The sequence below is a fragment of the Prevotella heparinolytica genome (assembly GCF_002998535.1).
Taxonomy (GTDB): Bacteria; Bacteroidota; Bacteroidia; order Bacteroidales; family Bacteroidaceae; genus Bacteroides; species Bacteroides heparinolyticus.
The window spans coordinates 1,971,109-1,983,630 of the sequence record NZ_CP027234.1 but is presented as its reverse complement, the minus strand read 5'-3'; the positions used below and the strand labels follow the sequence as shown (position 1 = coordinate 1,983,630).

11 protein-coding genes are annotated in these 12,522 nt (G+C 46.6%); 3 read left to right on the top strand and 8 right to left on the bottom strand.

Going from position 1 to position 12,522, the window contains the following annotated elements; translation table 11 throughout:
- Window positions 1-90: 90 nt before the first annotated feature.
- The 6 genes from C3V43_RS08150 to C3V43_RS14690 all read right to left on the bottom strand — a co-directional run bounded on the left by C3V43_RS08150 (window position 91) and on the right by C3V43_RS14690 (window position 6,013).
- Window positions 91-1,896, bottom strand: coding sequence for a 4-hydroxy-3-methylbut-2-en-1-yl diphosphate synthase (locus C3V43_RS08150; RefSeq protein ID WP_235655903.1), 1,806 nt, complete (start codon window positions 1,894-1,896; stop codon window positions 91-93).
- A 139-nt stretch (window positions 1,897-2,035) separates the two neighbouring features.
- On the bottom strand, window positions 2,036-2,545 hold the full coding sequence (gene purE / locus C3V43_RS08145; protein WP_106069378.1) for a 5-(carboxyamino)imidazole ribonucleotide mutase: 510 nt from the start codon (window positions 2,543-2,545) through the stop codon (window positions 2,036-2,038).
- A gap of 192 nt (window positions 2,546-2,737) precedes the next feature.
- Window positions 2,738-3,118 carry a glycine cleavage system protein GcvH gene (gene gcvH / locus C3V43_RS08140; protein WP_106070515.1) on the bottom strand — a complete coding sequence of 127 codons (381 nt, stop codon included), beginning with the start codon at window positions 3,116-3,118 and terminating at the stop codon, window positions 2,738-2,740.
- A gap of 37 nt (window positions 3,119-3,155) precedes the next feature.
- Entirely contained in the window at window positions 3,156-3,818 is a 663-nt protein-coding gene (locus tag C3V43_RS08135) for a hypothetical protein (RefSeq protein ID WP_164996229.1), read from the bottom strand.
- Between the two features lie 27 nt (window positions 3,819-3,845).
- Window positions 3,846-5,336, bottom strand: a complete 1,491-nt coding sequence (gene rpoN, locus C3V43_RS08130) for an RNA polymerase factor sigma-54 (RefSeq protein ID WP_106069376.1) — start codon at window positions 5,334-5,336, stop codon at window positions 3,846-3,848.
- A 155-nt stretch (window positions 5,337-5,491) separates the two neighbouring features.
- The gene (locus C3V43_RS14690; RefSeq protein ID WP_129588741.1) at window positions 5,492-6,013 is read right to left on the bottom strand and encodes a hypothetical protein; all 522 of its coding nucleotides are present in this window, start codon (window positions 6,011-6,013) and stop codon (window positions 5,492-5,494) included.
- 389 nt (window positions 6,014-6,402) lie between these two features.
- Between C3V43_RS14690 and C3V43_RS08120 the strand changes: the two genes are divergently transcribed.
- Window positions 6,403-7,776 (top strand): aminopeptidase P family protein, encoded by a 1,374-nt coding sequence (locus C3V43_RS08120; RefSeq protein WP_106069374.1) that lies wholly within the window; start codon window positions 6,403-6,405, stop codon window positions 7,774-7,776.
- Window positions 7,777-7,938: 162 nt separating this feature from the next.
- On the opposite strand, the gene C3V43_RS08115 is transcribed toward C3V43_RS08120, so the two are convergent.
- Window positions 7,939-8,787 (bottom strand): thiol-activated cytolysin family protein, encoded by an 849-nt coding sequence (locus C3V43_RS08115; RefSeq protein WP_106069373.1) that lies wholly within the window; start codon window positions 8,785-8,787, stop codon window positions 7,939-7,941.
- Between the two features lie 47 nt (window positions 8,788-8,834).
- Complete coding sequence (locus C3V43_RS08110) at window positions 8,835-9,998, bottom strand: IS4 family transposase (RefSeq protein WP_106070514.1); 1,164 nt, start codon at window positions 9,996-9,998, stop codon at window positions 8,835-8,837.
- A gap of 905 nt (window positions 9,999-10,903) precedes the next feature.
- Here C3V43_RS08110 and C3V43_RS08105 point away from each other — a divergent pair.
- Both C3V43_RS08105 and C3V43_RS08100 read left to right on the top strand, forming a co-directional pair.
- Entirely contained in the window at window positions 10,904-11,467 is a 564-nt protein-coding gene (locus C3V43_RS08105; protein ID WP_106069372.1) for an RNA polymerase sigma-70 factor, read from the top strand.
- Window positions 11,449-12,453 carry a FecR family protein gene (locus C3V43_RS08100; protein WP_106069371.1) on the top strand — a complete coding sequence of 335 codons (1,005 nt, stop codon included), beginning with the start codon at window positions 11,449-11,451 and terminating at the stop codon, window positions 12,451-12,453. Before C3V43_RS08105 ends, C3V43_RS08100 begins: the two co-directional genes overlap by 19 nt.
- The last annotated feature ends 69 nt before the right edge of the window (window positions 12,454-12,522 follow it).

Genomic DNA, 12,522 nt, shown 5'->3' with positions numbered 1-12,522 from the left:
GCACAGATTAGGTTCATGGAAGTCATGTTCATCTGTGCGATCTGTGTCTGAAAGAAAATCATAAGGTGTTTGGATGCGCCTTGCAAAGCCTTATTTATAATCTCCGTTCTTCTTTATCAACTCTATCAGTTTTTCCACAGCCTCTTCTTCGGGAATGTTCTTCTCAATGCATTCTTTCTTTTTATAAAGACTGATTTTGCCTCGTCCGGCACCTACATAGCCGTAGTCGGCATCTGCCATCTCGCCGGGGCCGTTGACAATACATCCCATAATACCTATTTTGAACCCTTTCAGATGGCCGGTGGCGGCTTTGATTCGGGCAATGGTGCTTTCCAAATCATAGAGTGTGCGTCCGCAGCCGGGGCAAGAGATGTATTCGGTCTTGCTGGTGCGTACACGTCCGGCTTGCAGGATGCCGAAAGCGGTGGCATCTACCATTTTATCGCTTATCCTGCCATCGCTTCCTTGATTGAGTAGGAAAATACCGTCGCACAAACCGTCGAAAATGAGTGCTCCCATGTCGGCGGCCGATTTGATTTGAAGATTTTCCACTTCATTTTCTGCATAGTGTTCGAAAAACACGACCGGGTTCTTCAACCCTTCTTGCATCATCTGATGCACCAGTGCACGCTGTTCGCCCAAGCGGTTGGGGTGGTTGCTTTGCGAAATGAGCACGACTTCCGGATGATATTTCAGACAGGCAATGGCCTCGTCATTCAGTCCCATATAGGTAATGAAAAGGAATTTCAAGGAAGCGTTGCAACTGCTCAGGAAAGGAAGCTGGTCTCCTTTGAAGGCAGGCCAAGCGTTACTCTGCTCTATGCCGTTGTTGTGTTGTTCCATCCATACATCGGCGTCTATGATGCATTGCATGCCTGCCGGACATTGAACGGGTATGGCGCGTCCTGTATAGACATAGTCAGGTATGAACTGTGGGTTGAAATCCATGTTGCCATCCAGACGTGCGGTAATGACTACGGGTAAGTTTGTTCCGCCTATGTTGCGCACGGCTGACGTTTCGCGGCGGGTTGGAGACAGATAGTTAAATTGCGGAGTCTCTGTTCCGGGAATATAGGGATGGTCGTGGCGTTGTACGATGTAGTCCACCAATTTTCGTGCAACAGGAATTTCCGCTTCAGGGGCTTCGCTCAGCGAGACCCGAATGGTATCTCCCAATCCGTCCGCCAATAAGGCGCCAATGCCTAAAGCCGACTTGATGCGTCCGTCTTCTCCGTCTCCGGCTTCCGTCACACCGAGATGCAATGGGAAGCGCATGTTTTCCCACTCCATCACGGCGGCCAACAGGCGTACGGTCTTCACCATCACCACCGTGTTGGAGGCTTTGATGGAGATGGCAACGTTCATGAAGTTCTCTTGTACGCAGATGCGCAAGAATTCCATGCACGACTCAACCATGCCTTCCGGCGTATCGCCGTAGCGAGACATGATACGATCGGACAGCGAGCCGTGGTTCACGCCGATGCGGATGGCCGTATGGTTTTCCTTGCAGATGTTGAGGAAAGGCACGAAGCGGTCGTGTATCTTCTTGATCTCTTGCGCATACTCCTCATCGGTGTATTCCAGATGTTTGAAGGTGCGTGCCGCATCCACATAGTTTCCGGGATTGATGCGTACTTTCTCCACATACAATGCCGCCACATCCGCCACTTTCGGGTTGAAGTGGATGTCGGCAACAAGCGGTGTCATATAGCCGTCTTGTCGCAAAGCGGCATTGATGTTCATCAGGTTTTCGGCTTCCTTGATGCCTTGTGCCGTAAGGCGTACGTATTCACCGCCGGCATCAACGATGCGCTTTATTTGTGCCACGCTGGCTTCCGTGTCCTGCGTAGCCGTATTCGTCATACTCTGTATGCGGATGGGGTTGGAGCCGCCCATGGGCGTGGCTCCGATATTTACTTCGGATGTTTCCCGTCGGGAGTAGTTGAACAGATTCACGTTGGTTAGTGTTTAGTGGGTTAGCGATTAGTGGTTAGTGAGTGCTAATCATTAGTCGGCTAACCACTAACCGCTGATTTCAGTTTGTTTTGTATTCGTACTTCACTTCTTTCAGATCCTCGTTTGCCTTGACGATTTTTTTCTTCAGTCCCTCTTTGTAAGAGGCAAAAGTTTCGGCCAGTGAGGTGTCGTTCAATGCCAGCATCTGTACGGCAAGGATGGCGGCATTCATGGCGCCGTTGATGGCAACGGTGGCTACCGGAATGCCCGGAGGCATTTGTATGATGGAATAAAGGGCATCTACGCCATCGAGTACGGAACCTTTTATGGGGACGCCGATAACCGGCAAGGTAGTGTTGGCAGCAATGACACCGGGCAGGGCGGCCGCCATGCCGGCTGCGGCAATTATCACCTTGATACCGCGTTGGCGGGCATTCTTGGCGAATTCCTCCACAGCTTCCGGGGTACGGTGTGCAGACAAAGCATTCATTTCGAACGGGACATGCAGGTCGTTGAGCAACTGTGCGGCCTTTTCCATGACAGGAAGGTCGGAAGTACTGCCCATGATAATGCTGACAATTGGTGACATGTTATTAGGGTTTAGTGGTGAGTGATAAGCGGTGAGCGGGCGAGGGCGGGGATGTTGCCGGGCACTCCTCGCCCACTGCTTAAGTTTATCATTTGTTATTCATATTGATCGTTTAGGTTATCGGCTTTGCTAATCGTTAGTGAGCGGTCGTAAACAACTAATCACTCATCGTTAACAACTAACCGCTAACAACTATCCGTTAATCAACGCTTTGTATGCTTCCGCATCCAGCAGGCTGTCGAAATCTGCGTCGGCATCAGGCTTAATCTTGATGAGCCAGCCTTCTCCGTATGGGTCTTTGTTCACCAATTCGGGCTGGTCGGCAAGGGCTTCGTTCTGTTCCAGCACTTCCCCGCCCACGGGCAAGAACAGGTCGGAGATGGTTTTTACTACTTCGATGGTGCCGAATACTTCATCTGCGGCCAGTGTCTCGCCTTCTGTCGGGATGTCGACAAACACGATGTCGCCCAGTTGCTCCTGTGCATAATCGGTAATACCTACATAAGCCACGTCGCCTTCTTGGCGAATCCATTCATGCTCTTTGGTGTACTTCAAATTAGTCGGAAAGTTCATAATCATTAGTTTTTAAAGGTTGATACTATATCTTAATTTAAAAAAGAAAAATTCGGAATAATATATTGCTCACCGGATGGAGCACCAGCAAGGAACAGACGAGCCCTACGGCAAATCCTCCTATGACTTCGCCCGACGTGTGGTGCTGCAGGATGATGCGCGCCGTGCCCAGTACGCCTGCCACCAGAATAAAAAGACAGAGCCACCATACGGGATTATAGCCGAATAGTACACTGAAGGCCACCAGCCCGCCTACCACCGCTCCGGCACCTGCCATGTGTTCGCTGAGTTTCCATTTCAGGTTGACGACGACACAGATTACCATCGTTATCAGTGCGGCAAGGATGATGCCCGTCATGTACCAAGGGATATTCAGCCGGTGCATCATCAGCAGGCAGAAAATGTAGGAAGTGATGGTCAGGATAAAGGGAACGTACCTTTTCTTTCTGTCCACCAAATCTTCCTGACTGAAACCGTTGATTTTGCGGAAGATGAAAATCGTCAGTGTGGGCATCAGGATGGTGAAGCAGTAGACCACGCCTAATACAATCAGCTTGTATTGCAACGGCATAATGCGCAGGTACGAAAAGATGAACAGTATCAGAAAAGCGGCGAAAGGAATGGAGAACGGCGTGAATATGGCCGAAATGACTTTCGCGGTTCTAATCAGAGTTCTATCTGCTATGATATGTTCTTCCATTTGTTGCGGGTTACAAATATTACTAATTTATCGTCTCAACCTTGCCACCGGTATGTTCATTTGCTGGCGATATTTCGCTACCGTCCGGCGGGCTATCGGATAACCTTTCTCTTTCAATATTCCGGTGAGTTCGTCGTCCGTATAAGGCTTCTTCTTGTCCTCGTTGTCGACGCACTCTTTCAATATCTTGCGAATTTCGCGCACGGACATTTCCTCGCCGTCTTCGGTGGTATAGCCATCGTTGAAGAAGAACTTCAACGGATATATCCCGTAGTTGGTCTGCACGTATTTGCTGTTGCTTACGCGGGAAATGGTCGAGATGTCCAACCCGGTGCGTTCGGCCACATCTTTCAGTATCATGGGGCGGAGCAAGGACTCGTCTCCTTCGAGGAAGAACGGGCGTTGCAGGTCGATGATGGCCTGCATACTGGTCATCAGCGTATTTTGCCGTTGCTTTACGGCATTGATGAAGCCCTGTGCGGCATCCATCTTTTGCTTGAGGAACATCATGGCCTCCTTGGATTCTTTGGATTGGTTCGCCTTGTTCTTGGTGTGTTCTTCCACCATTTCAGTGAAGTCGCGGCTCATACGCAGTTCCGGCACGTTGCGGTTGTTCAGGGTCAGGTTGATGGTGCCGTCGTCATAAGTATCTACAATGAAGTCGGGCACAATCTGCTGCATGTTCTTGCCGATGGCTTCGCCCAAAGAAGCTCCCGGACGAGGGTTCAGTTTGCAGACCTCCTTGATGGCCCGGTCGAAGACAGCTTCTTCCAGATTCAATCTTTGCCGGATTTTGTCCCAATGCTTGCGGGTGAATTCCTCGTAGCATTCGGATACGATGTCCTCTTCAATGCGCAGCAACGGATTCGGAGCGGAGTGTTGCTGTTCTATCTTGCGGCGAATCTGGATGAGAAGGCACTCCTGCAAGTTGCGGGCACCCAGGCCGGCGGGGTCGAAGTCTTGAACAATCTCCAGCACCTCTTCCAATTCCTGCGGAGAAGCGTCGATGCCCGCATAGATGGCCAGTTCGTCGCTGATGCTTTCCAGCGACTTGCGCAACAGGCCGTCGTCGTCGAGCGAACCGATGAGGTATTCGGCCAGTTCGCGTTGCCGTTCGTCAAGGTTTCGTTCGCCCAACTGCTCTTTCAGGGTTTCGTAGAACGAAGTCGTGTCCGAGAAAGGGATTTCTTCGGCCTGTTCACCTTTGCTCCGGTTGTTTTCCTGCAATTTGTAGTCGGGGATATCGTCTTCGGTCAGATAGTCGCTCAGAGAGTCGTAGTCGGTGTCTCCTCCGTCGTCCAAACCGGTTTCCGATTCGGAAACGTCGGGGTACTCATCTCCCGCGGTCTCTTCTTTACCTTCTTCCAATGCCGGATTTTCCAAAAGTTCGGCACGTACGCGGTCTTCCAGCTCCATGGCGGGAAGTTCCAGCAGTTTTACCACCAGAATCTGTTGCGGCGACAGCGTCTGTATCTGCTGTTGCGCTTGCGTCTGTACCTGTCGGGAACCTTGTGCCATGCTTTTTCTGTTTAAGAACTACGAAACAACGTAGTTGGGCAATTTTTACTGCAAAGATAATGTAAACCGCGTGAGAATAAAATGAACGAGGGTATTTTTTTAGTCAACATGCACTTATCTTTCCTATACTTATAAAACATCGTCCTCTTTTGCCTTTACTGATTGTGTCGTTTCTTAATCGCGCGACCATTGCTTTTGTTGGGAGAAGAGTATGAAGTCAACAAACGATTCTGCTGTTGCCTGCCATCTTTTTTAACGGATGCTGACCGGCTCTGCACGCCACCGCAAAGACGCGGAGCATCTGTCTTGTTGAAGCACTCCTTGTGTCTTCGTCCATGATCGTTTCGGCTTAGGTCGGCAGTAGCGAGGATAATGGTGTCAGGAACCTGCTTTCCTGCATGTCGGATGTATGGTATAAACTTCGTGAATTCAAAGAAAAAAATGTATGTGACAAAGAGTAAACTTGTTACCTGCCCGGATAAATCTCTGTTCGCGCCGTGCGAATACAAATCCGCAACCTGCGGACAGATATCCGCGCCGTGCGAACGGATATCCGCACGGTGCGAACAAACTGTTGGGAAGGGCAGACGGAGCGATGCCTCTATGATTTGCAGAGAAAGAAAATTGACAAGATGGCCTGTCATTTCATTGGCGTGGAATGAATTGATAGTTGTCATCACTACTCTGTTCGAGGTTGATTCCGATGATGTGGCTTCTATTGGGTTTTATCTTATATTCAATATCAAATTCATTGTTCTTTTATCAAAGCCTTTCCAAAAGCGAGGTTTTATGATGACAATCAAATGCAATGAAAAGTTCTGTTCCCTTATAAGAAACAAACCGGGCCATGTTGACGGGATATCTTTTATTCTGCCTTTAGTGGAGACAAGCAGTCCGGCGAACGGAATAGCTGCTTGCATCCGTCTTTTTCTTTACATCGTCTTGTTGTTGGGTGGCTAAAAAAGAAAAGAATGGATTCGTGCTTGGCTTTTTGTAACAGTTAGCTTCCGACCTTTTCAAATTTCTGTTTATCTTTGCATAAAGTCAATTTAAAAATAACAGCGTTATGTTTGCTAAAGAAACGTATGTGCAGCGCCGGGCCCTGCTGAAGAAAACTATCGGCTCCGGAGTGTTATTGTTCTTGGGTAATGACGAACAAGGGTTGAACTACGAAGACAACACCTTCCGTTATCGTCAGGATTCCACCTTCCTCTACTTTTTCGGTTTGTCGTTTGCCGGACTATCGGCCGTTATAGACATAGACGAGGATAAGGAAATCATCTTCGGCGATGAACTGAGCATCGACCATGTCGTCTGGATGGGAACCCAGCCCACGCTTCACGAGAAAGCTGCGGCAGTGGGCATCCGGGAAGTACGTCCCTCGGGCGATATTGTGGCCTATCTGCATAAGGTTGTCCGGAAAGGGCAAGCCATAAACTACCTTCCTCCTTATCGTGCCGAACACAAACTGAAGCTGATGGATTGGCTGGGTGTTCCTCCTTCCCGTCAGGAAGGTTCCGTCCCGTTCATCCGTGCGGTGGTGGCGCAACGCAACCATAAGTCAGCCGAAGAGATTGCCGAGATAGAGAAAGCCTGCGATGTGACTGCCGACATGCACATCACGGCCATTCAAACAGTCCGTCCGGGAATGTACGAATACGAGGTGGTGGCCGAGATGAACCGCATAGCCGGGCTGAACAATTGCGAACATTCTTTCGCGACGATTGCCACCATCAACGGGCAGACCTTGCACAACCACTATCACGGCAACAAAGTGAAGCCGGGCGACCTGTTCCTGATTGATGCCGGCGCCGAGTTGCCGTCGGGCTATTGCGGCGACATGTCTTCCACCGTTCCTGCCGACAAGACCTTTACTCCCCGCCAGCGTGCCGTTTACGAAATACAGAATGCCATGCACTTGGCTTCTGTCGACGCGCTCCGTCCAGGCATTCCCTACATGAAGGTATATGAACAATCTGCCCAAGTGATGGTAGAAGGCCTGAAGAGCCTCGGCCTGATGAAAGGCAATGCCGAAGACGCCGTGCGCGAAGGCGCCCATGCTCTGTTCTACCCCCACGGTCTGGGGCACATGATGGGACTGGACGTGCACGATATGGAGAACTTCGGCGAGGTGTGGGTAGGCTACGATGGCCAGCCCAAGAGCACGCAGTTCGGGCGCAAGAGCCAACGGCTCGCCATGCCTCTGCAACCCGGTTTTGTGCTCACCGTGGAGCCGGGCATCTACTTCATCCCCGAACTGATAGACCTTTGGAAAGGGCAAAAGAAGTTCACGGATTTCATCGACTATGATAAAGTGGAGGAATACCGGAACTTCGGCGGCATCCGTAACGAAGAGGACTATCTGATTACCGAAACCGGGGCACGCCGTCTGGGCAAGAAGATTCCGTTGACGCCGGAAGAGGTGGAGACGCTGAGATAAAGGCATATATGTATTTTCTCCCTTGAGGCTGTCCGAAATGAATAGTATGCTTTCAACATAATAAGAGGCATACTGCTTTTCGGAGAGCCTTCTTTGTATCGGGGGCAGCGTTGCTCAAACTTAAAATCTTTTAGTTGCTCATGGTTCGTGATGTACGGAAAGTTATTTATTCTCAAACACCGAATTGTCTTTTGCCCATGCGGCTGTAAAGATGATAGGGGATATAAAATCACTGCCGGTAATCTTCTGGTTAAAATATAGAAGTAGCTCAGTCAGGGCATTACCGCTTTGTACGTTCATTTGGGCATTTCCGCCTACAATCATTACCCGGATATTGGAGTTTGACAATATAGCGTGAGATGTATCGGCTATTTTCTCCGGGTTGTTATAGTTTTGCATCACGTTGTCTATCGCAGCCTTCAATTTGCTCAAAGGTTGTTCCGATTCAATTAAGGCAACGGCTTTCCTGCCGAATGTGACTGAGTTTAAATAAATCAGCTTGTTCGTGTCATACTCCGGTTTCTTTCCTTGCAGAACCGGCGTATCGGGGAGGTCCATATAGATGGAAAGGAGCTTTTGTTCCAAACTGACGACAAGCAGGTTTTGCTTGGAGGCCTTATCGGTAGGGACATCGAAAAGTAATGTCGGATTAATCTTCTGTCCAAACAAAGCATTCAATTCGTTATAGGATTTGATTTCTTTGATTGCATGCGAAAGGCCTACATTTTGCATTGGTATTTTGCCGTTTTCAATGAGGTTTTGCACAACTTTAGTCATCTCAATATAAGAGGGAGTTATTGTCTGTGACTTGATGGAGTGGCTGAAGCTGATGGTTATTGGGGCAAGTACAACGTCAATAAACCGATGAGTGTCCTCGTTTATGCTTTCGGCCTGCATAATGGCTCCGATAAATGTTTTATCGGGATTTTTTGCCATGAAACTGTCAAATCCTTGGGCGTACAGGGATGCGCCTAAAAGGAGGAATAAAAGGTAAAAAACTGTCTTTTTCATTGCTTATATCTCATTAGTGTCCCGTTAAAATGGGACGAGTTAAACAATTAATCAAATAGCCCCGGAATCAGGGGTTCATTTAGATCTTTAACATCATTGAAATTAGTCTTGTGGAACAGGTCACGCAAGTGGGTTTTGTCAGTCAATGATATGCTGAGAATCTGCAAAACTTCATAGGTTGAGCGTTTCAACTTCATATCATGTTGGACAATAGCCACAAGACAGTATGTGATAATAGCCACACTGATTTGTATGCGAACAGCGTTCTCTGTTGTGCCCCAGAATTTCTTTATCTTGAGATGCTGCTTGAGCCATTTGAAGAACAGCTCGATCAACCATCTTTTCTTATAAAGATTGGCGACATCCAGTGCAGAAAGTTGTTTCGCATTCGTCAAAAAAGTGAACTCACGGTCATCTTCTTCATCGTGATATCGGACGAGTCTGAATGACTCAGGATATTTCTTTTCGGAGAGATATCCGGTCAGTTTCACTTCCGCATCTGTCATTATGTGCTTTGGTATTCTTCGCTTCCATTTGACTGTCTTATACTTTAAGTTCGTCTTGGCTCTGACAACAAAGAAAGAGTCTGTAAGATGTATCCTATAGAGTTCTTTAAAGGAGTCATAAGCCCTGTCGAATATATAATAAGCATTTGGCTCATAATGGATTGAAGACATTGCTGTAGAATCGTGCTTTGATGCAGTGGTTACAGTATAGAAGGCAGGAACTTGTGCTTCAATGTCGTATAAGACATGAGCTTTCACTCCTCCTTTCTTGCTTCGGAACTTTGCCCATGGGAATGTTGCAAGACATAACGGAATCGTTGTTGAATCAAACGCATATTTCTTTCCGGAAATGTCAAGGATGTTGGTCGTCCGCTTCTCGCAGGCTTCTTTCATCATATAGAATGCAAATTCTTCAAAAATTCTGTAATCACGGTTCTGGTTGGCTGTCGCAAGAGTTGTCTTGGCTATCGGTTCACGACCTAACCCAAGATGATATTGCTTGGCCCTATGCGCCTCGAAAGAAACGATTAAGTCTCGCAGGCTCTCACGGTTACTCAGTTGTCCAAACATCATCGCGAGCATCTGATTCCGGCAAGTGAAATGTTTCACATATCGGTTGCCATCATACTTGCGAACATAGTTGTTGAACTGAGTCCTGTTCAGAAAAGCGGTTAATTGAGAGAATACGTATTTGTCTTGGAACATAGCAGCCATTTGTATTAGACTGCAAAGTTGCAAAATCAAGTCCGTTTCATTTCAAAAAACGTGTAATTGACTATATTTCAATAATTTCAAAGAACTATTTATCCACTTTTACGGGACAGTAGTGAAATAAAATAGCAAATCAAAACTATGATCCTACTTTTTGGAAAGATAAAGCCATTATCAAGCGTACTCCTTTGGAACAGTCGGCAATCGAGATGTTTGAAAGGAAGAATTTATTCGGAACGTATTCTCTTGATAAATAGTTAATATGTAATTGCAATTTAGAATCAAAGCTTATTAAAAAAGAGGGGGCAGCCCTAATTCATAATATTCAAAAAAAGGTTTATCGGAGAACTATAGTTTATTTATCTCAACAAAAAAACAAGTGGTGGAACATCTTTTTCAGGCCTTTTTTACGAGCAATGCGGACTCGGTCTTATATCGAGGCTACCTAATTTATACTTAAATACCCCTTCGTCAGAAGGTGTTCTGGCGGGGGTGTCGAGATGGGGTGTCCGGCAGTGGTTGTGAACTCTCTTTTTGCTGTGAGAATTTTAAACAATTAGCTTCCGGGGATAAAAGGGAGTGGTTTTTCAGCCCGACGTGAAAGGTCTTATTGGGATATTCTTTAAAAACATATTTTCATGTGGAAATAAAGTCTGTTTGGCTCTGTGTAGTAACCTCTTTGTATCATTAAGTGCCTGTATGTTTCTCTTTTTTTCTATAAGATGGAATTCTCATTTGTCAGATATACGGTTTTTTTATGAATCTTTTGTTCTTTTGATAAAGTTGCGTTATCTTCGCTACGATGATGTGGAAAAACAACCTGAAACGTGCAATTCTATCCTGATATTCCCATAGTAGATAATGATGAAATTCTCTTTGCTAAAGTGGAGCGAGGAGATATGACTGCATTTACAGAAATTTATCATAGATACCATAAGCTACTTTACGTCATGTCGTATCGTTATTTGATGGATACGGAAATGGCGAAAGATGCAGTGCAACATGTTTTTACTCGCTTTTGGGAATATCGCACGGAACTCCGTGTGGGGGTCAGCCTGAAAAACTACTTGGTGACAATGACCAGGAACCATATTTTGAATGTGATTCGTAATGAAAATAATGCCGTTGCCAAAAACTATGGGATGGCACAGGACGCCCCCGAATATGAAGATATTTTAGTGGAAAGCTTGGAGAAAAAAGAGTTGATGTCTTTATTCTACAAAGCTTTGGAAATGCTTCCACCTCAAAAACGTGATATTTGCTTGATGAAAGTGCAGGAAGAATTAAGCAATCAAGAAATAGCCGATCGGTTGCAACTCTCTATCAACACCATTAAAACCCACTATTCGGAAGCTTTGAAGTTACTGCGTATTTATTTGCGTAAAATGCTAATAATTGTTACATATCTCACCTTGTTGAAGAGTTTGAGTGTCTATTTGGTTGTATGGATAATAAAATCATAGGTAAACCTACCGAGAAACAGATACAGGAGGTGTTGGGCGGAACATCTACTCCTGAAGTTGCGCAATTGGTTGCAAAATGGTTTGCGACTGATGAGGGCACTGCCTACCTGTCACGTAGTATGGAACGGGATGCGGAACAAATAAAGGCCGATTACGAAGAACTTTATGTGGATCATGCTATTCCGTCGGAGGAGATGTTTGGCCGTATTCGTCAAAACATCCGGCGGAGACGGATTCGCCGACTCTCTTTCCGTGTAGCGGCTGTGGTTATTCCATTCATTCTGCTGGCAGGGCTGTTTGTTCAAGTAAATATGCGTGTAGACTTGTTCGGCAATTCCGGCTATGAGGAAGTTTATGTGCCAAAGGGCGAACGCTTGCAAATGATGTTTCAGGATGGAACATGCGTATATGTCAATTCGGATACTCGGCTGAAATATCCCAAAAAGTTTGCATTGTTCAGCCGTGAGATTTATTTGGACGGGGAAGCATATTTTGTTGTAGCCAGAAATTCCCACCGCCCTTTTATTGTTAATCTCGAAGGCTCTGCTCTTCATGTTTTGGGCACATCGTTCAATGTGCAGGCTTATCCTGAAAGTGAGAATATTACGGTGTGCCTTGATGAAGGACGTATTAAATTGGCTCTTACTTCGGACAAGGAATATCCGTTGCAACCCGGTGAACGACTGGTTTACAATCGCGCAAGTAAACGCTGCACGGTTTCCCGGAACGTCGATAACATAGCTTCTCTGTGGAAAACGAATGTGATAGCTTTCAAAAACGCCTCGTTGGCCGAAGTTGCCAGCGTGTTGGGGCGTTGGTATGACGTCGATTTTAAGATAGAGGGCAAGAATGCTTGGAATGTATATTTCACCCTTACGTCGGAAAATATACCTCTTGAAAAAATTCTACGGGATTTGGAGAAAATAGCACCGCTTCAATTTACGTATAGTGAAGCAAAGAAAGAGGTGTTGGTTACTTCCAAATAAAAAAACTCAAAAAAAAGTTTCTTTTCCTCTCACCCGTTCTAAGGTTCTGTGTGTCTATTCTGTATAAAG